This is a genomic window from Nocardiopsis synnemataformans, from assembly GCF_965343085.1.
GTDB classification, from domain to species: domain Bacteria; phylum Actinomycetota; class Actinomycetes; order Streptosporangiales; family Streptosporangiaceae; genus Nocardiopsis; species Nocardiopsis alborubida.
This window is the reverse complement of sequence record NZ_CBDRFA010000051.1, coordinates 1-20,106: the sequence shown is the minus strand read 5'-3', so window position 1 is coordinate 20,106 and position 20,106 is coordinate 1. Positions and strand designations below refer to the sequence as shown.

Annotated in this window: 18 protein-coding genes and 2 pseudogenes; 8 read left to right on the top strand and 12 right to left on the bottom strand. The window is 74.2% G+C overall.

Annotation, left to right across the window (positions count from 1 at the left end):
- Nucleotides 1–81 precede the first annotated feature (81 nt).
- Entirely contained in the window at nucleotides 82–843 is a 762-nt protein-coding gene (locus ACSIH6_RS25695) for a class I SAM-dependent methyltransferase (RefSeq protein WP_435110882.1), read from the top strand.
- A gap of 39 nt (nucleotides 844–882) precedes the next feature.
- On the opposite strand, the gene ACSIH6_RS25690 is transcribed toward ACSIH6_RS25695, so the two are convergent.
- The gene (locus ACSIH6_RS25690; RefSeq protein WP_435110881.1) at nucleotides 883–1,245 is read right to left on the bottom strand and encodes an antibiotic biosynthesis monooxygenase family protein; all 363 of its coding nucleotides are present in this window, start codon (nucleotides 1,243–1,245) and stop codon (nucleotides 883–885) included.
- Between the two features lie 215 nt (nucleotides 1,246–1,460).
- Here ACSIH6_RS25690 and ACSIH6_RS25685 point away from each other — a divergent pair, with 215 nt between their 5' ends.
- Nucleotides 1,461–2,558, top strand: coding sequence for a winged helix DNA-binding domain-containing protein (locus ACSIH6_RS25685; protein ID WP_435110880.1), 1,098 nt, complete (start codon nucleotides 1,461–1,463; stop codon nucleotides 2,556–2,558).
- A gap of 94 nt (nucleotides 2,559–2,652) precedes the next feature.
- Here the strand turns inward: ACSIH6_RS25685 and ACSIH6_RS25680 are convergent.
- The 5 genes and pseudogenes from ACSIH6_RS25680 to ACSIH6_RS25660 form a co-directional block, all read right to left on the bottom strand.
- Nucleotides 2,653–2,892, bottom strand: a pseudogene (locus ACSIH6_RS25680) (VOC family protein); the annotation flags it as partial.
- A complete protein-coding gene (locus ACSIH6_RS25675; protein WP_435110879.1) occupies nucleotides 2,893–3,699 on the bottom strand; it encodes an SDR family oxidoreductase in 807 nt (268 codons plus the stop codon).
- A gap of 134 nt (nucleotides 3,700–3,833) precedes the next feature.
- A complete protein-coding gene (solA, locus tag ACSIH6_RS25670; RefSeq protein ID WP_435110878.1) occupies nucleotides 3,834–5,006 on the bottom strand; it encodes an N-methyl-L-tryptophan oxidase in 1,173 nt (390 codons plus the stop codon).
- A 150-nt stretch (nucleotides 5,007–5,156) separates the two neighbouring features.
- On the bottom strand, nucleotides 5,157–6,929 hold the full coding sequence (locus ACSIH6_RS25665) for a glycoside hydrolase family 6 protein (RefSeq protein WP_435110877.1): 1,773 nt from the start codon (nucleotides 6,927–6,929) through the stop codon (nucleotides 5,157–5,159).
- A gap of 385 nt (nucleotides 6,930–7,314) precedes the next feature.
- Nucleotides 7,315–8,562: an MFS transporter gene (locus ACSIH6_RS25660; RefSeq protein ID WP_435110876.1), complete on the bottom strand. Its 1,248-nt coding sequence runs from the start codon at nucleotides 8,560–8,562 to the stop codon at nucleotides 7,315–7,317.
- Nucleotides 8,563–8,980: 418 nt separating this feature from the next.
- Between ACSIH6_RS25660 and ACSIH6_RS25655 the strand changes: the two genes are divergently transcribed.
- Nucleotides 8,981–9,679 (top strand): lytic polysaccharide monooxygenase auxiliary activity family 9 protein, encoded by a 699-nt coding sequence (locus tag ACSIH6_RS25655; protein WP_435110875.1) that lies wholly within the window; start codon nucleotides 8,981–8,983, stop codon nucleotides 9,677–9,679.
- Between the two features lie 150 nt (nucleotides 9,680–9,829).
- On the opposite strand, the gene ACSIH6_RS25650 is transcribed toward ACSIH6_RS25655, so the two are convergent.
- The 3 genes from ACSIH6_RS25650 to ACSIH6_RS25640 form a co-directional block, all read right to left on the bottom strand.
- Nucleotides 9,830–10,474, bottom strand: coding sequence for a response regulator (locus ACSIH6_RS25650; RefSeq protein ID WP_435110874.1), 645 nt, complete (start codon nucleotides 10,472–10,474; stop codon nucleotides 9,830–9,832).
- Complete coding sequence (locus ACSIH6_RS25645; protein WP_435110920.1) at nucleotides 10,465–11,595, bottom strand: sensor histidine kinase; 1,131 nt, start codon at nucleotides 11,593–11,595, stop codon at nucleotides 10,465–10,467. Before ACSIH6_RS25645 ends, ACSIH6_RS25650 begins: the two co-directional genes overlap by 10 nt.
- 417 nt (nucleotides 11,596–12,012) lie before the next feature.
- The gene (locus tag ACSIH6_RS25640) at nucleotides 12,013–12,255 is read right to left on the bottom strand and encodes a hypothetical protein (protein WP_435110873.1); all 243 of its coding nucleotides are present in this window, start codon (nucleotides 12,253–12,255) and stop codon (nucleotides 12,013–12,015) included.
- 126 nt (nucleotides 12,256–12,381) lie between these two features.
- Between ACSIH6_RS25640 and ACSIH6_RS25635 the strand changes: the two genes are divergently transcribed.
- Complete coding sequence (locus ACSIH6_RS25635; RefSeq protein ID WP_435110872.1) at nucleotides 12,382–13,014, top strand: TetR/AcrR family transcriptional regulator; 633 nt, start codon at nucleotides 12,382–12,384, stop codon at nucleotides 13,012–13,014.
- Between the two features lie 67 nt (nucleotides 13,015–13,081).
- On the opposite strand, the gene ACSIH6_RS25630 is transcribed toward ACSIH6_RS25635, so the two are convergent.
- Nucleotides 13,082–13,405: a hypothetical protein gene (locus ACSIH6_RS25630; protein WP_435110919.1), complete on the bottom strand. Its 324-nt coding sequence runs from the start codon at nucleotides 13,403–13,405 to the stop codon at nucleotides 13,082–13,084.
- Nucleotides 13,406–13,707: 302 nt separating this feature from the next.
- The gene (locus ACSIH6_RS25625; RefSeq protein WP_435110871.1) at nucleotides 13,708–14,103 is read right to left on the bottom strand and encodes a hypothetical protein; all 396 of its coding nucleotides are present in this window, start codon (nucleotides 14,101–14,103) and stop codon (nucleotides 13,708–13,710) included.
- 49 nt (nucleotides 14,104–14,152) lie between these two features.
- Here ACSIH6_RS25625 and ACSIH6_RS25620 point away from each other — a divergent pair.
- A pseudogene (locus tag ACSIH6_RS25620) lies at nucleotides 14,153–14,629 on the top strand (TetR/AcrR family transcriptional regulator); the annotation flags it as partial.
- A gap of 64 nt (nucleotides 14,630–14,693) precedes the next feature.
- Nucleotides 14,694–15,662 (top strand): helix-turn-helix transcriptional regulator, encoded by a 969-nt coding sequence (locus ACSIH6_RS25615; protein ID WP_435110870.1) that lies wholly within the window; start codon nucleotides 14,694–14,696, stop codon nucleotides 15,660–15,662.
- A gap of 55 nt (nucleotides 15,663–15,717) precedes the next feature.
- On the opposite strand, the gene ACSIH6_RS25610 is transcribed toward ACSIH6_RS25615, so the two are convergent.
- Nucleotides 15,718–16,512, bottom strand: a complete 795-nt coding sequence (locus ACSIH6_RS25610) for an SDR family NAD(P)-dependent oxidoreductase (RefSeq protein WP_435110869.1) — start codon at nucleotides 16,510–16,512, stop codon at nucleotides 15,718–15,720.
- Between the two features lie 205 nt (nucleotides 16,513–16,717).
- On the opposite strand from ACSIH6_RS25610, the gene ACSIH6_RS25605 reads away from it, so the two are divergent.
- Both ACSIH6_RS25605 and ACSIH6_RS25600 read left to right on the top strand, forming a co-directional pair.
- Entirely contained in the window at nucleotides 16,718–17,485 is a 768-nt protein-coding gene (locus ACSIH6_RS25605; protein WP_435110868.1) for an ABC transporter ATP-binding protein, read from the top strand.
- 77 nt (nucleotides 17,486–17,562) lie between these two features.
- On the top strand, nucleotides 17,563–20,076 hold the full coding sequence (locus ACSIH6_RS25600) for an ABC transporter permease (protein WP_435110918.1): 2,514 nt from the start codon (nucleotides 17,563–17,565) through the stop codon (nucleotides 20,074–20,076).
- Nucleotides 20,077–20,106: the final 30 nt, after the last annotated feature.

Sequence of the window (20,106 nt, the reverse complement as noted above, 5' to 3'; positions counted from 1 at the left end):
GCGCGCCGCCGGATCCGCGCCGTCGCCCGGGGGAGGGAAAACCGCTGGACCGGGCCGCGGAGCCCGGGGGAGGATGCCGCCATGGGACGCGATTTCGACGAACTCGTCGCCGAGGCCGACGCGGAGCCGACGCAGGGCTGGGACTTCTCCTGGCTGGAGGGCCGGGCCACGGAACAGCGCCCCTCCTGGGGCTACCAGCGCACCATGGCCGGGCACATGGCCCGCGCGAGCGCCGCGCTCGACATCCAGACCGGCGGCGGCGAGGTGCTGGCGGGGATCCCCGAACGCCCGCGCCTGACCGTGGCGACGGAGTCCTGGCCGCCCAACATCGCCAAGGCCGCCCGGCTGCTCCACCCCTTGGGGACGGCGGTGGTCGCCGACGAGGACGAGCCGCCGCTGCCCTTCGCGGACGGGGCCTTCGACCTGGTGGTCTCCCGCCATCCGGTGACCGTGTGGTGGGAGGAGATCGCCCGGGTCCTGGCGCCGGGCGGAACCTACCTGTCACAGCAGGTGGGTCCGGAGAGCGTCTTCGAGGTGGTGGAGTTCTTCCTGGGACCGCAGCCCGAGGAGGCGCGCGCCTCCCGCCACCCGGACCGGGCGCGCGAGGGGGCGAGGGCGGCCGGGCTGGAGGTGGTGGACCTGCGCATGGAGCGGCTGCGCACGGAGTTCTTCGACGTCGGCGCGGTCGTGTACTTCCTGCGCAAGGTGATCTGGATGGTGCCCGGGTTCACCGTGGAGGCCTACCGGGAGCGGCTCCGGGACATGCACGAGCACATCGAGCGCGAGGGGTCGTTCACGGCCACCACGACCCGCTTCCTCATCGAGGCCCGCAAACCCCGCTGACCCGTCCGGGCCGCGGGGCGCGGGCACCCGCCCCGGCGGTCAGGACTGGGCCGAGACCCGCTGGACGACCTCGAAGCCCCAGATCTCGCTGTTGGTCGCGGCCGGGCCGCCGTGCCCGTGGCCGTGCCCGGCCGGTGCGCCCTTCTTCTGGGCGTCCGCGGCGGCCTGGGCGTGCCCCTGGCGGAAGGCCTGGCCGCTCACCCAGTTCTGGAAGTCCTCCTCGGACCGCCACCGGGTGTACACCAGGTACTTGTCGGTGCCCTCGACCGGGCGCAGCAGCTGGAACTCCTCGAACCCGGGCTGGTCCTCCACGAGTCCGGCGCGCTTGGCGAAACGCTCCTCCAGGGTCGCCCCGGCGCCCTCGGGGACGGTCAGGACGTTGAACTTGACGACGCTGCTCACACGGCACCTCTCTCGGTTGTCTGCGGTCCTTCCGCCCAACCTAGGACAGCCTCCACCGACGCCCGCGCCGCCCCGCCCCTTGCGGTGCACGCGCCCCTCTCCCCGGCGACCCGCGCGCCCGCGCCCCGACCGCTCGCAGGACCGTGGGAAGCGGCCGACCCCGGCGGACGAGTGGAGGACAGCGGATGACCTCCACTCCTCCTAGGGTCGCGTCCATGACCGCGCTCGACCGCCGCGCCCTCAACCGGGCGACCCTGTCCCGCCAACTGCTCCTCGGCCGGACCACCGACCACACCGCCGCCGAGGTCGTCCACCGCCTCGTCGGGCTCCAGGCGCAGGACCCCGAACCGCCCTACGTGGGCCTGTGGTCCCGTGTCCGGGACTTTCGGATCGACGACCTGACCGGGCTCCTGCACAGCCGCGACGTCGTGCGCGCCACCCTCCTCCGCGGCACCCAGCACCTGGTCACCGCCGACGACTACCTGTGGCTGCGCCCGGTCCTGCACCCCATGCTGACCCGCTGGCAGAAGGGCGCCTTCGGCCGGGACCTGCCCGGTGTCGACCCCGCCGCGCTGGCCGCCGCCGCACGCGCGCTCCTCGCCGACGGCGGACTCGCCCGCCCCGACCTGGGCCGGGCCCTGGCCGAGCGCTGGCCCGGACGCGCCCCCGTCGCCCTGGCCCGTTCCGTCCAGGGACTCCTGCCCGTGTTGCACCCGCCGCCCGACGGCACGTGGGGGCGGCGCGGCGCCACACCCTTCACCCTCGCCGAGGAGTGGCTGGGCGCGCCGCTGGCCGCCGAGCCCTCCCCGGACACCCTCGTGCTGCGCTATCTCGCCGCGTTCGGCCCGGCCACCGCCAAGGACGTCCAGGCCTGGAGCGGGTTGACCCGCATGCGCGCGGTCGTGGAGGGCCTGCGGCCGCGGCTGCGGGTCCTGCGCGACCGGGACGGCCGCGAGCTGTTCGACCTGCCCGACGCGCCCCGCCCCGACCCCGAAACGCCCGCGCCGGTCCGTTTCCTGGCGCTGCTCGACAACGTGCTCGTGTCCTACGACGACCGCTCCCGCGTCGTCGCCGACCACCGGCGACCCCACCTCGTGGTCGAGCCGCCGCTGACCGTGGACGGTTTCGTGCACGGACTGTGGCGGATCGAGCGGTCCCGGCGCGGTGGCCCCGCCGTACTGGACGTGCGGCTGTTCGCACCGCTCACCCCGGCCCAGGAGGAGGCGGTCACCGAGGAGGGCGCACGGCTGCTGCGCTTCGCGGCGGCCGACGCCGAGGGCCACGACATCCGCCTGCGTCCCCTGGAACCGTGACCCGGCCGGAACTCCGGGCCTCAGCCGTCCGAGGTCGCTGAGAAACCCGTCGACCTTTCGGTGGGCGCGGCGGTCCCCGACGGCCCTTCGGGCCTCAGCCGAACACGGCCCGGCCGTTCTCGTCCACGCGCCAGCCCGGGTTGTGCGCGATCTCCCGCACCACGCCGTTGGGGTCCTCCACGTGGGCGTGGAAGACCCCGCCGAACTCACCCCGCTGCGGGGCCTTGAGCACCCTCGCGCCCGCCCGTGCCATGGCCTCCACGGTCCACTCGACCTCCCCGGGGACGTCCGCGAGCGGCTCCCAGCTGGGCCCGTCCCGGTAGCGCGCCCGCGACTACAGCCCGTGCCTGCGGGCGACCATGCGCAGGATGACCGAGCGCGGGAACAGCCGCCGCAGCGCGAAGACCACCGGCGCGTTGCTGCCCACCGCGTAGAACGGCCGGGGCGGGTCCGCCTCGACGGCGCGCACGACCGTCCGGGCCACCGCCCCCGCCGTGATCCCCGACGCCTCGTTGGCGTTGAGCGCCCTGAGCATGGTGCGGTACTCGGCCGCGAACGGCGACCCCTCCCGCAGGTACTGGGTTCGCCGCTCGCTGATGCCGGTGTTGATCGACCCCGGCTCGACCGTGGCCACCCCCACACCGTACGGGGACACCTCGCGGCGCAGCGCGTTCGCGAACCCCTTGAGCGCCGCCTTGGACGCCACGTAGGAGGACCGGTAGGCCAGCGGGAAGCTCGCCAGCATCGAGCCCACCATCACCACGCGCCCGTACCCGCGGGCGCGCATCCCCGGCAGCAGCAGCTGGGTGAGCCGCACCGCGCCGAACACGTTGATCCGGAACAGCCGCTCCACCGCCTCCGGCGGCAGCTCCTCGAAGGGCCCGCTCTGGCTCTCCCCGGCGTTGTTGACCAGTACGTCCACAGCACCCGCCGCGGCCGCGCACGCCTCGACCGACGCCCCGTCGGCCAGGTCCAGGGCCAGGTACTCCACGCCCGGCACCGGCGCGGCCACCGCACCGGGGTCGCGGCTGGTCCCGTACACGCGGTAGCCGCGGCGGACGAACTCGGCGGCCACGGCGGCGCCGATCCCCGACGACGCGCCCGTGACGAGCGCGGTCCGCGGGACGGTGGGACTGTTCATGGCGGTCCTTCCGGAGGGAGGCTGAGGGGGTGGGGAGGACGCGCTCGCGCCGCGCGTGGAAGCGATGATCGCACGCCTCCGCACGCCGGGCGCACCCCGTCCCGGAGACCCCGGCCGCCAGCGAACCGCTCCGTTCAGTCCCAGCGGTGCGGGTCGAACAGGTCCACGGCCAGATCCGTGCGCCCGTGCTGGGCGAGGTCGGCCAGGGCCTCCCCGACCGCGGAGGCGAACTTGTAGCCGTGTCCCGAGAATCCCCCCGCCAGCACCAGACCGGGCAGCTCGCGGCGCTGCCCGATGACGAAGTGCTCGTCCCCGGTCATCGTGTACATGCACGACGCCATGCGCTCGGGGAGCGGGGCCACACCGCGCAGCCCGGCGGCCAGCCGTCCGAGCCGCCGCGCGTCGGCGGCGTCGGGCTCCCGCGGTCCGGCGTCGGGGTCGACCGGCTCGCCCCACTGGGCGCCCTCTCCCCTGTTCCCCGGGGCTTCGGCGTGCACGCCGATCTTGACGGTCCGGCCGCCGTCCATGCTGGGGAACCCGTACCACGTGCAGTCGTCCCCGTCCCGGGCGAACACCGGCCCGTGCGCGTGCGGGGACGGGTCCCGCGTGGTGCGGAACCAGCCCAGCACCCGCCGCTCGACCCGCAGGCCGCCGCCCAGCTCCGCCACCTCGGGAACCAGCCGCGGCAGCCAGGACCCGGCGGTGACGACCACCCGGCGGGCCCGGACCACGGTGTCCCCGATCACCACGCCGGGGCGGTCCGGGTCGGGGACGACGCGGGTCGCCCGTGCGCCGGTGAGCACCCGCGCGCCCGCCTCCCGCGCGAGCCGCACGGCCGCCGTGATCGCGGCCTCGGGCAGGACCACCCCGGCATCCTCCTCGAAGACGCCCACCTCGCCCGGGCGCAGCACGTGCTGGGGGAAGCGCTCGGCGACCTGGTCGCGGGAGAGCACCCGGTGGGGGAGGCCGTGGTGTTCGGCGGCGGCGATCGACCCGGTCACGGCGGGACTGTCCGGCGCGCCGAGCATCAGGGCGCCGGTGCGCACCACGAGCCGGGTCCCGGAGGCCTCCTCCAGTTCCGACCACGCGCGCCAGGCCGACCGCACGAACGGCACGTAGGCGGCGCCCTCCATGTAGGCGGTGCGGATGATGCGGGACTCGCCGTGGCTGGAGCCCCGGTCGTGTCCGGGTGTGAACTGCTCGACCCCGATCGCGTCCACACCGCGCCGGGCCAGGCGCCACAGGGCCTGCGCCCCCATGGCTCCCAGCCCGACCACGACGGTGTCGGTCTCCAGCGGTGCCGCCACGTGTTTCCCCCATGGTCGTGTCCGGGGCCCCTGCTCTCCGGAGCCCCAGGCCATGATCCCAGGGCCCGCACATGGCGGGCGCCCGCCCACCCTCAGGGGTGGACGGGCGCCCCGTCTCGGAAGGGAGCCGAGATCTGGGAGGTGTGGTTGTTACTGGACGGGCGGGTAGGCGTTGGCCAGCAGCTCCTGGAACTGCGCGGAGAACCAGTGCCCCGAGATCGGCGCGTTGGGCAGCGCGCCACTCATGTTGTAGTTGTTGCGCGGGTTGCCCTCATAGGTCGGGTCGCACATCCGGTCGAAGCCCTTGCCCTCGGGGTTGTCGATGAACTCACTGGACCCGTCGGACTCACCCGGCGGCTTCATCCACACATAGGCGTCGATACCCGGCTCCGGCTCGGTCTGGGGGCGCTCACCCAGCCCGGCACCGGACTGGTTGCACCAGTTCCCGGCCTGGAGGCGGCGGTCGTAGCGGCCCCCGTCCACGTAGGCGTTCACGTCCGTGGTCGGCCCCGGCCCGTCCGGGCGGTCGGGTCCGCCCCACCCGTTACGGGAGGTGTCGATGAGCATGCCGAGCCCGGAGTCGAAGCCCTGACCCACCAGCTCCTCGCGCAGCGCCTGGGCGTAGGACAGCTCGTCGGTGAACTGGTTCCAGTCCACCCAGTCCGACTGGCGCACCGGCGTGCCCGCGATGGTCTCACCGATGGCGAAGTTGTCCTCCACCAGCGCCGAGTAGTTCGCGGTGTTGGCGATGAACCCGTGCACGTCGGCCGGGGTGGCGCCGGCGGCGTTGGCCGCCTCGTAGAACAGCGCCGCCGAGGCGGTGAAGTTGTCCTCCCAGCCGATCCACCCGTGGTGGCCGGCGTCCACGTAGTTGTAGACGTTGCCGATGTCTCCCAGGGTGGCCAGGGCGTAGCCCACACCCTCGACGTAGTTGCCGTTGGCCAGCATCTCGTCGCACTCGGGGGTGGCGGTGTCGCGGGGGGAGACGTTGGTGACCAGGTTGGGCAGCGAGTCGATCTCGACCGTGGTCACGATCCGCAGCTCGGTGTCCTCGTAGTCGGCGAGGATGTCGGCGATCGGGTCGATGTAGTCGTTCTTGTACCGGTCGATCTCGTCGGGGCCGAGTTCGCCGTTGGAGGCCAGCGCGGCGCAGTCGCGGCCGGGCAGGTTGTAGATGACCACCTGGAACACCAGCGGCTCACCCGCGGCCTGCTCCAGGGCCTCGTCGAGGTGGTCGCGCAGGCCCATGCTGCCGGTGGTGGGGCTGTCGTTGCCCTCGATGGCGCTGATGCGGTCCAGCCACACCCCGGTGGGCTCGTCGGCGACCGCGTCCCCGCCGGGCTCGGCGGCGGCGTTGGCCGACCAGATCGGGTTGACGTAGACGTCGGCGCCCACGTAGGGGTTGTCCACCCGCTCGCCCGTGCCGGGGTCCGGGTCGGGATCCGGGTCGGGATCCGGGTCGGGGTCGGGGTCGGGTCCGGGGTCGACCAGGCCCTCACAGGCCACACCGTTGAGTTCGAAGGCCGTGGGTGCCGCGTTGCTTCCGGTGTAGCTTCCCTGGAAGCCGAAGGTGGCGGTGCCGTCGGTGGAGAGTGAGGCGTTGTGCCCGGCGTTGGTGACCGAGACGCTCTGTCCGCTCTGGGAGACGGTGCCGTTCCAGGAGTTGGTGATCTGCTGGTTTCCGGTGAAGTCCCATTCCAGGGTCCAGCCGTTGACCGCGTCGCCGAGGTTGGTGATCTCCACGCTCGCGGTGAAGCCGGAGCCCCAGTCGTTGAGTTGGTAGTCGACCTCGCAACCGGCCGCGGCGCTGGCGGGTACGGAGGAGGCGACCGCCAGGGTGCTGCCGAGCACCAGGGCGGAGGTCGCGGCCAGGCCGCGTCGTGTCCACGAACGTAGGTTCATGGCACGGGGGGGTGTGCTCATCTCTTCTTTCCTTATGGAAGCGAGTTGCCAGAAGGAGCCTTCGGGGGTGCCGGGCCGAGGCGTTCGGGCCCGGCAGACGGGGGATGCGGGAATTCCCTGCGTTTATGGAGGTGAGCGTGGCATTCGCGTGCCTTAGATCCGGGGTAAAGCTGAGCGAAAAAGGACCGGAAGGTTGGGAGCGCTCCCAGTCGGGGTGAGCGGGGGTGTAGGGGGATGGATGTGAACAGTGTGTGCGAAGGCGTCGCCGGTTTCCGTGGCTGAGTGTTACGGCTCCGGAACGCTTTCCTGAACGGTAGCCCGACAATGGTGATATGTAAACACCATATGACCGGAGTATTTCTGGTACGCGGTTCACAGAAGGGAAATGCGCAGGTGGTGACCTGCTTCACAACCGGTCAGTAATAACCAGCGGTCGCCAGGTGGTCACGGCGAGCAGACCCACCGCGGCGGCCGCGACCCAGAACGGGACCAGCAGCCCCGCGTACTCGGCGAGGAGGCCGCCCGCCACCGCGCCGAGGGCGGCTCCGCCCAGGTCGGCCAGCCGGTACACGCCCCCCACCCGGCCCAGCAGCCGGTCGGGGGTGAGCCGCTGGCGCACCGTCGTGGCGGCCGTGCCCCACACCACCGTGTGCACCCCGAACAGCACCATGACCGCACCCGCCACCAGGCCGTTCGAGGTCAGTGTCAGGGCCAGGTAGGTCGCCGCCTCCACCACCAGGCCCCACCGCAGCAGGAACGCCCGCCCCAGGCGGGCCTCCAGCCACCCGTACGCCTGCGACCCCAGGACGCCGCCCACCGCGCCCGCGGCGACGAACAGCCCGAACCCGGTCTCGGACAGCCCCAGGTGCTCGCGGGCGTAGAGCACCCAGACCGCGAACGCGCCCACCCCGGCCAGGTTCATCACCAGGATGCAACCGCACAGCGTGCGCAGGCCCGGCGCGCCCCACACGAAGGCCAGCCCCCGGGCGACATCGGCGCGCAGCGTCGTCGGCGGCCCCGCCGGTCCGGGCCGCGCGGGCAGGTCCGGCCGCACCGGACGGATCCGCAGCACGAGCAGCACCGACACCAGGTAGGCCAGCGCGTCGAACCCGAACGGCAGCGCGGCCAGCGCCGCGAACATCAGCGCGCCCAAAGGCGGGCCCGCCAGCTGGTTGTTGAGCGAGAAGGTCAGCGCCAACCGGGCGTTGGCCCGGCCCAGCGCGTCGCGGTGGACCACCGACGGCAGCAGTGAGCCGTACGCGGTGTCGGCCAGCGTCTCGCCGACGCCCAGCACGAACACCGACGTGTAGACCGGCCACAGGGCGGTGCCGCCGGACAGGACCACGGCAGTGAGCAGCGCCAGGACCGTGCCGCGGGCCAGGTTGGCCGCGGCGAGCACGGCGCGCCGCGGCAGGCGGTCGACGAGCGCGCCCGAGGTCAGGGAGAACAGCAGGTGGGGCAGCATCTGGAGCGCCGCCGCGGTGGAGACCGCCAGCGGGGAGGGGGAGAGGGAGGCGACGAGGAGCGGGCCCGCGGAGACCAGGGCCCCGTCACCGAGGTTGGTCAGGGCCGAGGCGCCCCACAGACGGGCGAAGTCGGGACCGAGGGGCGCGCGGGAAGGACGTGCGCCACGGGCGCGACGGAACAGGGACACGGTGGGACTCCCGGGAGGGCATGACGAAAGCGCCGTTCGGCGCGGGGACGAGAGGGCCGGAAGCCGTCCGTCCCGCCTCGACGGGAGTGAGCCGTGAACCCGCTGGTGCCGGGGAGGCGGCCTCCGGCGCCCGGTGTCGTCACCGCTGTCGGCGCTGTCCGCGGTCTCCCCGGAACCGCGTCACCTGGGGTGCGGTTCCCGTGCCGGAGCGGGGCGGGCGGTCGGGTGGGCGGCGGTGGCGCGCATCGGTGTCCTTCCTGGAGGGCGGTCGGGGACACCGGGGACGGTAGCCGCCCGCCCCGGAGGCGCGCCAGGGATTTTTCCCGCGCTCTGTTTCGACTCGGCTCCGAGGGGTAACATGCGGTGTGGGAGCGCTCCCGTCGATCGGCTGACCAAGCCGAGAACGATGGAGAACGCAATGGAAAGCACGACCCCCCAAGCCACCGAGACCACCGGGAGCACCGGGACCACCCCCCGGACCTGGGCCGCACGCGCACTCGTCCTGGCCTCCGCGCCCCTGGTCGCGCTGACCACGATGGCCGCCCCCGCCTCCGCGCACGGCTCGATCGTGGACCCCGCCAGCCGCAACTACGGTTGCTGGGAGCGCTGGGGCAGCGACCACCTCAACCCGGACATGGCGCAGGAAGACCCCATGTGCTGGCAGGCGTGGCAGGACAACCCCAACGCCATGTGGAACTGGAACGGCCTGTACCGCGACAACGTGGGCGGCGACCACCAGGGCCAGATCCCCGACGGGACCCTGTGCAGCGGTGGCAACACCGAGGGCGGCCGCTACGACTCGATGGACGCGGTCGGCCCGTGGCAGACGACCAACGTCGGCGACGACTTCACCCTCCACCTGTACGACCAGGCCCAGCACGGCGCGGACTACTTCCGCGTCTACGTCACCGAGCAGGGGTTCGACCCGGCCACCCAGGCCCTGGGCTGGGACGACCTCGAACTGGTCGAGGAGACCGGTCCCTACGCGCCCGCGCTGGACAGCTACATCGACGTCAGCACCTCGGGCAGGTCCGGCCACCACATCGTGTTCACGATCTGGCAGGCCTCCCACATGGACCAGGTCTACTACCTGTGCAGTGACGTGAACTTCACCTGATCCCCACGACCAACCGACCGGCCGTCCGGAACCCCTCCTCCGGACCGGGTCCGCCGGGACCTCCACCCCCGGCGGACCCGCGGCCGACGGCCGCGCGGCGGACACCGCTCACCGCCGCGCGGCGCCCCCGCGCCCGGCCCCGTACGGCGCTCAGGCCTCCATGTAGCGCAGCACCGCCAGCACGCGTCGGCTGTACCCCTTGGTCTCACCCAGCTCCAGCTTGTCGAAGATGGCGTTGGCGTGCTTCTCCACCGCGCTCTGCGACACGAACAGCCGCGCCGCGATCGCCGAGTTGATGTGCCCCTGCGCCATCAGGGCCATGACGTCGCGCTCGCGTTCGGTCAGGCGCCCCAGCGGGTCCCTGCGGCTGCTGCCCGCGAGCAGCTGGCGCACCACCTCCGGGTCGAAGGCCGCGCCTCCCGACCCCACCCTGACCAGGGCTTCGAGGAACTCGTCGACCTCCACCACCCGGTCCTTGAGCAGGTAGCCCACACCGGTGGTGTTCTCGCCGAACAGCCGGGTGGCGTACCGCTTCTCCACGTACTGGGACAGCACCAGCACACCCACTCCGGGCTGTTCCCGGCGGATCCGCAGCGCGGCGCGCAACCCCTCGTCGGTGTGCGTGGGCGGCATGCGCACGTCCACCACGGCCACGTCGGGCGCCTCCTCGCGGACGGCCGCCAACAGGGCGTCGGCGTCCCCGACCGAGGCGAGCACCTGGTGTCCCTCGTCCTCCAGGAGCCGCACCAGCCCCTCGCGCAGCAGCGCCGAATCCTCGGCCAGCATCACCCGCACGGCAGCTCCGCCCTGACCGTCGTCGGCCCGCCCGTCGGGCTGTCCACCGACAGCCGACCGTCGAGCGCCTCGACCCGGCTGGCCAGGCCGGCCAGCCCCGTTCCCGCGGGGTCGGCCCCGCCCACCCCGTCGTCGCGTACCCGTACCACCACGGACCTCGTCCCCTCCCCGTCCTCCGCGCCGACGAGCACGCTGATCCGCCCCGCGCGCGCGTGTTTGACCGCGTTGGTCACCGACTCGGCGACCACGAAGTAGACCGCCGTCTCCACGGTCGGCGGGCACGCGCCGTCCAGGCCGTACTCCAGGTCGATCGGCAGGCTCGACCGGCCGACCAGGTCGTGCAGCGCGGCCCGCAGCCCCGACCCGGCGAGCGCCGCCGGGTAGACCCGCCAGGCGACCTCCTTCAGGTCCCGCAGGGCGTTGCGGGACTCCTCGTAGGCCTGCTCGACCAGCGCGCGCCCCCGCTGCGAGCCCGGGTCGCGGCGGGCCCGGCCCAGCGCCATCCCCAGCAGCACCAGACGCTGCTGGACGCCGTCGTGCAGGTCGCGCTCGATGCGTCGGCGTTCCTCGTCGACGGCGGCGACCACTCCCGCGCGAGTCGCGACCAGGACCCCGATCCGCTCCTCCATGAGGTCCTGGCGGCTGGGGCCGAGGAACCGCCGGGCCAGCCAGCGTTCCGTTCCCACCAGCCCCACGGTCCCCTGTGCGCTCAGGTACATCAGGGCCAGGCCGATCGGCACGATCGCGGGGTCGTTGCCGTCGAGCGCCTCCAGCGGTGACAGCGCCAGGTAGAGCCCGGCGGCGAAGAAGGCCAGCACCAGCCCGCCGAAGAGCCCGACGGGGCAGCGCACCGCGAGGTAGGCGAGCGGTCGGGCCGTCCCCGGGCGCACGGTGATGTCGACGCCGAACAGGGCGGACAGGCGGCCGCGCTCCAGGGAGACCAGCGGCAGGGCGGCACCCTCCAGCGCCCGGCGCAGGGGTACGCGTGAGGCGGGGCGGAGCAGGAGCGGCAGTGCGGGAACGGCGGCCACGAGGACCGCCGCGAGGAAGAGGGTCTCGGCCAGCGCGGTCACCGCTCCGACGGCGGCGCCCGTCACGGCCCGCCCCCATGCGCGCGCCACCGCGGCCGCCGGATGCGCGTCCCCGTGCGTCGTCACGCCCGTCCTCTCTTCCACTCCGATCACCGCCGCCTCCTGCACCCGGGTTCGGCTGTCCGTGCCCGGTGCCCGCCCCCGGCTGTGCGTGCTCGGCCGTTCACGCGCGGACCCGTGCCCTCGGAGCCCGTGCTTTCGGAAAACTCCGTGCTTTCGGAAAACGGGGGGAGGCCGTCGCGGTCGGCGTCAGCGTCGACACTAGCCACCCGCCAGGCGCGCGGGTACTGCGGAACACCGCATTCCGGGGTGGGGAGCCGCCTTCCGAACCGGGCGGGATCCCCCATGGGAGTCGGAGCCGCCGCTCCCTGGCGCTGTGGTCGTGCGGACCGGCCGCTCCCCGTGTTCCGGGCGCCACCCTCGCCGCGCCTGAGCGCGGCCCCGGAACTACTCGTGCGCGATGGAGAAGCAGGTCGCGAGCACGAGGACGCAGCCCAGCGCCCCGAGTAGGAAGGGTGACCCGTCCGGCAGCGCGACACGCTCCCCGGCCCAGGCCAGCGGCCCCCAGGACACGCCCCAGAAGATCTCGGTCAGTCCCGTCCCGTAGCCCTGCACGACCATCAGGACGCCGAGTGTCAGGACGAGCCCGTAGATCCATCCCTCGCCGAACAGAAACCTCAGGTGCCGCACCGCGCTGTCTCCCTTCCTTTGCCATGCATCCGCATTGCAATGCAAATGCATTGTAACTGGATCGCAGAGAGGTGTGGTGCAATGCGATGCGTCGGATCCGGTGGTCACAGGAGGCGGGGGAGAGCGATGCCCAGGCAGGTCGACCACGGGCAGCGGCGCAGGGAGATCGCCGAGGCCGTGTGCTCACTCGTCTCCGCGCGCGGGCTGGAGGCGGTCAGCCTGCGGGACGTCGCCGCCGAGGCCGGGATCTCGATGGGCCGCGTGCAGCACTACTTCCGGACCAAGGACGAGATGCTGCTGTTCGCGCTGGAGTACGTGGGAGGGCGTGACGTGGCCGGGGTGCGGGAGGCCCTCGCCGGACTGCCCGACCACCCGGAGCCCCGCGCCGTCGTCCGCACGGTCCTGGCCGGGCTGCTCGGCGGTGCTCCGGAGCAACTGGAGGCGCAGCGGGTGAGTGCCGCCTTCCAGGCGCGGGCTCTGGTCGAGCCGCGGTTGGCCGAGTCCCTGCTGCGGGGTTACACGGGCATCCAGGCGCTCCTGGAGGACGTCGTCCGCCGGGGAGTCGCCAGCGGCGCGGCGGTGGAGGGCACCGACCCCGAGACGGCGGCGACCGCGGTCCTCGCACTCGTGGACGGGCTCAGGGCGCAGACCCTGCTCGGACACGGGACGCGGGAACGGGCCCTGGCCGTCCTGGACGACCACCTGGACCGGCTGTTCCCTGGCTCACGGGGCGCGGGCGACGTCGTGGCGCACGAATGACCCGCCCGGGGCACGGGTGCTCCGGGCGGGCCGCGCCGTCCCGGCCGGGGGTCGGGACGGCGGTAGGTCAGTTGTTGCCGAAGAAGTGGTCGGCGGCTGCGCCGCCCGGGTCCTCCGCGATACCGCTCACGGTGTCGGCCTGCTCCTGGAAGCCGCCGACCGCCTCGGTGGCGCTGTCCTGGAAACCGCCCACGGCCTCCTCGCCGTAGGCCTGGGCACCTTCGGCGAAACCGCCGACGGCCTCCTCGCCGTAGGACTGCGCGGCCTCGCCGGCGCCGCCCAGGGTCTCACCGACCCCGCCCACGGCCTCGCCGACTCCGCCCACGGCGTCGGATACTCCCTGGGCTGCTTCCTCGGCTGCTCCGCCGAAGAGGTTGCTCAACCAGTCCATCACGTCGCGCACATCCTTATCTCAGGTCCGTGGGGGCCCATTCCGTCTATGTCTACCCGGTCCGGGTAAACTCTCAGTAAGGGGTGGGCGCGCAGAGTGATCTTGGAGAGTCGCAACGCGACTCCTGTGCCGTCCCTTGTCCCGGGAACCGCTGGTCAGTGGACGGGGTCTCCGCCCGAGGCCTCGGGGAACGACTCCACAAGAACGCCGGTGGTGTGCACGATCACACCACCAGTGCTCCTCTGTCACCTCGGTGGCCGTGCGCAAAGCCGTTTTCCGGGCCGCCGGAACACCCGACCAGCTCAGGAACCGCGCCGCCCGGGGACCGCCGACAGCAGGTCCACCGTGTGGGAGTGCAGCCGGTCGGCCGCCCCCGGATCGAAGTTCGCTCCGGTCAGCCCCAACTCCGTGCCGCGCCGGAAGGCGGTGACGGCGGCCTCCGGGGGCGCGTCCAGGAACCGGGCGAGCGGCACGGCGGCCCTGCCCGCCGGGGTCGCGAACACCCGTGCCAGCGCCCTGGTCAGGACGCGCTGCGGCAGCGGCAGGGGATCGGCCATCCCCGTGCGCACGAAGCCCGGGTTGTACAGCACGTACCGGACGCGCGCCCCGGGGTGGCGGACCGGGAAGTCCACACCGAGCAGGTCGTTGCAGCGCGAGGACTGCATGGCGGCGTGCATGCCCGTGTAACCCTCACGCAACGGGACGTCCTCCCAGTGGATCCGTCCGGGGAGCCCGCCGGGACCGGCGATGTTGACGATGGCGGGGAGCCGCCGCGCTCCAGGAGGTCCGCCAGTCCGTGCCCGAGCACGAAGCGGCTCAGGTAGGCCAGGGCGAAGGTGGCCTCCAGCCCGTCCGCGGTCTCCTCCCTCCGGGGACGGAACCGCTGGGTGCCCAGGACCAGGCCGTCCAGACCGTCCGTCCTGGCGAGAACCTCCTCGACCACGCGGTCCGTGCCCGAGACGGTGCTCAGGTCCGCGCGCAGGAACTCGGCGCGCTTCCCCGCCCCGGCCGCCCGCGCCTCGGCCAGGAAGTCCTCCCCCTTGGCCCGTCCGGCTGTACGCGCAGGCGGTGCGGCCGGAGGTCCCGCAGGGGGCGGACGACCGCACCGACGGCTACCTGAACCGGTTCGCCGAGCGCCTCCCGGACGACTCCCCCGAACTGCGGGCCGAGATGCTCGGCGCGCTCCTGCTCGGCCTGGGCGTCATGCGCTCCGTCGTGGCCTCAGCTCCGTTCCGCGCCGAGGGATTGCGGTCGGAATCCGGCCACAACCCCGACGAGAATGGGGCGTATGGCCGACACGAGTGCGCGAACGCTGCGCCTGCTCTCCCTGCTCCAGACCGGCAGGGCCTGGCCCGGCGCGGACCTGGCCGAGGCCTTGGAGGTCAGCCCGCGGTCGCTGCGCCGCGACATCGACCGGCTGCGCGCACTGGGCTACGCGGTGGAGAGCCTCCGCGGTCCCGGAGGCCACTACCGGCTGGTCGCGGGCCGCGCGGTGCCGCCCCTGCTGCTGGAGGACGACGAGGTCGTGGCCGCCGCCCTGGGCCTGCGGATCGTCGCCGCCGGGCTCGGCGGGGTGGAGGGCGTGGAGGAGAGCGCGGAGCGCGCCCTGGCCCGGCTCGGCCAGGTGCTGCCCTCGCGTCTGGCGCGCAGGGCGGGCGCCCTGTCCGCGGCGGTCGAACCGGAGCGGCAGGTGTGGCCGGGCGTGCGGACACGGGTCCTCACCGACCTGGGCGAGGCCGTCGCGGACGGGCACTGGGTCCGGATGCTCCACCGCGGCGGCGACGGCCGCGAGCTGCGCCGCAAGGTGGACCCGTACCGGCTGGTCCTGTCCGGGCGGCGCTGGTACCTGTTCGCCTGGGACCGCGAGCGCGACGACTGGCGGACCTTCCGGCTCGACCGGATCGCCGGGGTCACCCACACGAGGGCGCGCTTCCCCCGCAGGGAACTGCCCGGGGAACCGCTGGCCGACCACCTGGAGCGGGGCTTCGGGCCAGGGGAGGCCCGGCAGACGGTGTCGGTCCTGTTCGACGCGTCGGCCGGGGAGGTGGCGGCGCGGATCTCCCGGATCGACGGTGACCTGGAGGCGGTCGGCCCCGACCGGGCGCGCTACACCGCCCGGGTGGACTCCCACGAGTGGCTCGCGGTCGTCCTCGCGCTCACCGGCCTGCCCTTCACGGTCGAGGGCCCGCCGGAGTTCGCGCGCCACACCGCGGCGCTCGCCGACCGACTCCGCCGGTCCGTGGACGGGTCCGGCTGAGAGCGGCGCCGCGCCCGGACACCGGATACGGGCGCCCGGCGTCCGGCCGCGTTCGTCAGGGGAGGATGGAGTCGACGTACCCGCCGTCCACGCGCACGGCGGCCCCCGTGGTGGCCGAGGCCAGCGGCGAACTCAGGTAGGCGACCATGTTGGCGATCTCCTCGGGTTCGATCAGCCGTCGCAGGAGCGACTGCGGCCGGTGCAGGCGCATGAACTCCCGCTGCGCCTCTTCCCAGGGCAGGTCCCGGTCGACGAGCTGGTAGACGAAGTCCTCCACACCGCCGGTGTGGGTGGGCCCGGCGATCACCGAGTTGACGGTCACCCCCGTGCCCGCGGCCTCCTTGGCGAACCCCCGCGAGACCGCCAGCAGCGCCGTCTTGGACACGCCGTAGTGGATCATCTCGGCCGGGATCACCACCGCCGAGTCGCTGGCGATGTTGAGCACCCGGCCCCACCCGCGCTCCGTCATCCCGGGCAGGAACTCCCTGGTCAGGCGCACGGCGGAGAGCACGTTGACCTCGAAGTAGCGCCGCCACTCCTCGTCGGGGATGTCGAGCGCGTCCTGCGCGCCGAAGACCCCGAGGTTGTTGACGAGCACGTCGAGCCGGGGGAGCAGGTCCCGGAGCCGCCCGACGCCCTCCTCGGTGGTCACGTCGGCGACCGCGGCCACCGGTTCGGCCCCGGGCACCCGCTCCGTGATCGCCTCCACCGCGCGGGCGACCTTCTCCTCGCCGCGCCCGTTGACCGCCACCGTCGCCCCGGCGCGCGCCAGCGCCGTGGCGATCGCCAGGCCGATGCCCTGGGTCGAGCCGGTCACCAGGGCCGTGCGTGTACGCAGATCGATGTCCATGACGTCACGCTACGTCGCGCCGCGCCCGCCGCCCAACGCGACCCGGTGCCCGATGCCGTGTGGGAAGACCCGGGGTGGGGGCAGCCCCACCCCCGTTCCTCCGTCCAGGCCCCGTGACGCGGACCGGCCCCCGTGTTTGGCTCTTGCACGGGGGCGGGACACCGTGCCGACACCCCTCCACAGGACGAGACGAGCGGAGTTCGCCATGGGCGGGTACGTCCGGGACCGGCCCGGAGCCGACAGCGCACCCCACGCGCTGCGGGCGTTCGGGCTGACCAGGGTCCACAGACGGGGAGGCGTTCCCGTCCACGCGCTGGCAGGGGTGGACGCGGCCTTCCCCAGGGGAGGCTTCACCGCGGTCATGGGCCCCTCCGGCTCGGGCAAGAGCACCCTCCTGCACTGCCTGGCGGGGCTGGAGCGCCCCGACGCGGGCACGGTGACGGTGGAGGGCCAGCCGATCACCGGACTCGCCGAACCGGCCCTGACCCGGCTGCGCGCGCGGGCGTTCGGATTCGTCTTCCAGTCGTTCAACCTCCTCCCGTCGCTGACCGCGGGGGAGAACATCACCATCGGCCAGCGCCTGTCCGGCCTGCCCCGGGACGAGGCGTGGCACGACCGCCTCGTGGACTCGCTCGACCTGGCGGACCGCCTCGACCACCGCCCCTCCGAACTCTCCGGGGGACAGCAGCAGCGTGTCGCCGTCGCCCGCGCCCTGGTGCACCGGCCGAGCGTGCTCCTGGCCGACGAACCCACCGGCAACCTCGACTCCCGTTCCGGGGCCGGTGTCCTGGACGCGCTGCGCCGGGCCGCCTCCGACCACGGGCAGACCGTCGTCATGGTCACCCACGACCCGGTCGCCGCGGCCCGCGCCGACCGCGTGCTCCTCCTGCGCGACGGCCTCGTCCAGGGGGAGCTGGCCGACCCCACCGCGGACTCCGTCCTGACCTGGATCCGGCGTCTGGAGGAGCGGTGACGTATCCGGACCACTCCGGCAGGGCCCCGGCCCACCCTCGGCGAGGACTCGCGCGACGGGGAAGGCGGAACCCCGTGATGCGGATGGTTCTGCGCGGCGTCGCCGACCGGGCGCGCCAGCTGGCCCTGTCGGTCCTGACCGTGGCCCTGGGCGCCGGACTGGCCACGGCCGTCCTCGCCCTCCAGGACTCGGCCGAGCGGGTGGCCGCCGGGGGAGCCGGGACCTCCTGGACGCTGTCGCGGGCGCCGGTCGTGGTGGCGGCGGCCCCTGAGGAGGCCGCGGCGGGGATCACCGCCTCCCCGCTGGGGGAGCCGCCCCGGCTGGACCCGGAGACCGTGGCGGAACTGGAACGCCTCCCCGGCGTGCGCCGGACGGCGGTCGAGGCGCCCTTCTCCGCCTACGTGGTCACCGCCGACCGCACGCTCGGCGGCCACTCCGACCGCTCCTTCGGCCACTCCTGGGCGCTCGCCGAGGCCGAGGGGCTCACACCCGCGACCGGGCGGGCCCCCGAAAGCGAGGGGGAGGCGGTCCTCGACGCCCGCACCGCCGCCGACGCCGGGCTCACCTCTGGTGACCGCGCGCGGGTGCTGACCTCCGACGGGCTCGCCGACGTGCTGGTCACCGGGACCGTCGAGCGCGGCGGCGCCCCGGACCGGGCCCTGTTCTTCTCGCCCGCCGAGGCCGCGCGGCGGGGCGGCGACCCGCTCCTGGCCGCGCTCTGGCCGCGGGAGGGCACCGACCCCGGCCGTCTGGCCGGGGCGGTCGAGGAGGCCGCGCCCGGGGCCCGGGTGCTCACCGGGGACGCGCGCTCCGCCGCGCTCGCGCTGGACGGGGAGAACCGGGACCTGGCCTCGGGCATGGGTCGGTTCCTGGGCACCATGGCCGCACTGGCGCTGGCGGTGGCCGCCGTCACGGTCGCCAGCCTGCTCTCCCTGACCGTGCGCGACCGCGCCCGGGAGTTCGCCCTCCTGCGGCTGGCCGGGGCCCGGCCGGGGCTGGTGCGCCGACTCGTCGTCGGGGAGGCCCTGGTCCTGGGGTGCGTGGCCGCCGTGCTCTCCTGCGTCGTGGGTACGGCGCTGGCACTGCTCCTGACCAGGCTCTTCGCGTCGCTGGGGGCGCTGCCGGACGGGTTCGAGCTGGTCCTGGGCTGGCCCGCGCTCGCGGCGGGCGCGGCGCTGGCCCTGGCCGTGCCGCTGGCGGCCTCCTGGCGCCCCGCCCTCACCGCGGGCCGGATCGCGCCCGTGGAGGCGATGCGCGCGGCGCAGGTCGAACCCGTTCCCTTCTCCCGTGCCCGACTGGTGCTCGGCGCCGTGGTCCTGTGCGGTGCCGCGGCCCTGTTCGCGACGGCCTGGGGCCTGGCCGGAACCGTGGTGGCGATGACCGCCGCGGCCTCGGCCGCGCTGGTCCTCGTCGCCGCCGCGGTCCTGCTCTCTCCGGTGCTGGTCCACGCGGTGCTGCTCCTGCTGCGCCCGCTCACCCGCAGGAGGGCCGCGTCCCTGGTCGCCGACCGGGAGGCGCGCGCCGACGTCCGCCGGGTGGCGGGCGTCATGACGCCCCTGCTGGTGACGACGGCGGTCGCGTGCCTGCTGCTCTTCCAGGAGACGACCACCACCGAGGCCCGTCTGCGCGCCTACGGGGAGCGTTTGGCCGCCGACCTGGTGGTGTCCGGGGCCCTGGGCGTGGGCCTGCCCGCGTCCGCGGCGGAGGCCGCCGAGGACGTTCCCGGGGTCGCCGCCGCCGGAGGTTACCGGCAGACGGTCACCTCGGCGGGCGGGCCCTACCTGTCCACCCACCTGGTCGAACCCGAGGCGGTGCCGCGGGTCTACGACCTGGCGGTGGAGGGCGGCGCGTGGGAGGACTTCGGCCCCGGCGGCGTCGCCGTGCGCGCCGACACCGCCCGGAGCCAGGGGTGGCGCGCGGGCCAGACCGTGGAACTGCTCGGCCCCGACGGCACCGGGTTCGCGGCCCGGGTGTCGGTCCTGTACCGGGCGGGGCTCGACTTCCCCGACGTCCTGCTGCCCGAGGAGACCGTCGCGCCCCGCATGCTCGACACCCTGCACAACGGCCTGTACGTGACGCTCGACCCCTCGGCCCACGCCCGGGAGACGGCCTCCCTGCTGGAGGAGGCGATCGACGCCGGGCCCGAACTCCGGGTCGCCGACCACGCCGAACACATCGCGACGCAGGCCCGGATCGGCCAGGAGGACGCCTGGATCACCCACCTCATGGTGGTCCTGGTGGCGGGCTTCGCCGGAGTGAGCGCGGTCAACGCCCTCGTCGTCTCCGTCTCGGCCCGCGCGCGGAGCTTCGCCCTGCTGCGCCTGGTGGGGGCCTCGCGGGCCCAGGTCGCGGGCATGGTCGCGGGGGAGGCCCTGGCGGTGTCGCTGGCGGGGGTGGCGCTGGGCACCGCCACGGCGCTGGCCGGACTGGCCGCCGTGGGACCCGCCCTCACCGGCGGCGGGGTGGTGCTCGCCGTCCCCCTGGACCAGTACCTGCCGGTGGCCGGTGCCGTCGTGGCCGTCGGGCTGCTCGCGAGCCTGGTCCCGGCCGTCGCGGCGCTGCGCGCCCGCCCGCTGCACGCCGCCGGGTGAGCGGCCGCGGGGGGGGGGGGGGGGTGGGGA

Coding starts and splice junctions, on each gene's coding strand:
- ACSIH6_RS25675 (WP_435110879.1), bottom strand. CDS start 3,699: ATGAACAGTCCCACCGTCCCGCGGACCGCGCTCGTCACGGGCGCGTCG.
- ACSIH6_RS25600 (WP_435110918.1), top strand. CDS start 17,563: ATGCGGATGGTTCTGCGCGGCGTCGCCGACCGGGCGCGCCAGCTGGCC.
- ACSIH6_RS25610 (WP_435110869.1), bottom strand. CDS start 16,512: ATGGACATCGATCTGCGTACACGCACGGCCCTGGTGACCGGCTCGACC.
- ACSIH6_RS25630 (WP_435110919.1), bottom strand. CDS start 13,405: ATGGACTGGTTGAGCAACCTCTTCGGCGGAGCAGCCGAGGAAGCAGCC.
- ACSIH6_RS25695 (WP_435110882.1), top strand. CDS start 82: ATGGGACGCGATTTCGACGAACTCGTCGCCGAGGCCGACGCGGAGCCG.
- ACSIH6_RS25655 (WP_435110875.1), top strand. CDS start 8,981: ATGGAAAGCACGACCCCCCAAGCCACCGAGACCACCGGGAGCACCGGG.
- ACSIH6_RS25605 (WP_435110868.1), top strand. CDS start 16,718: ATGGGCGGGTACGTCCGGGACCGGCCCGGAGCCGACAGCGCACCCCAC.
- ACSIH6_RS25665 (WP_435110877.1), bottom strand. CDS start 6,929: ATGAGCACACCCCCCCGTGCCATGAACCTACGTTCGTGGACACGACGC.
- ACSIH6_RS25635 (WP_435110872.1), top strand. CDS start 12,382: ATGCCCAGGCAGGTCGACCACGGGCAGCGGCGCAGGGAGATCGCCGAG.
- ACSIH6_RS25685 (WP_435110880.1), top strand. CDS start 1,461: ATGACCGCGCTCGACCGCCGCGCCCTCAACCGGGCGACCCTGTCCCGC.
- ACSIH6_RS25615 (WP_435110870.1), top strand. CDS start 14,694: ATGGCCGACACGAGTGCGCGAACGCTGCGCCTGCTCTCCCTGCTCCAG.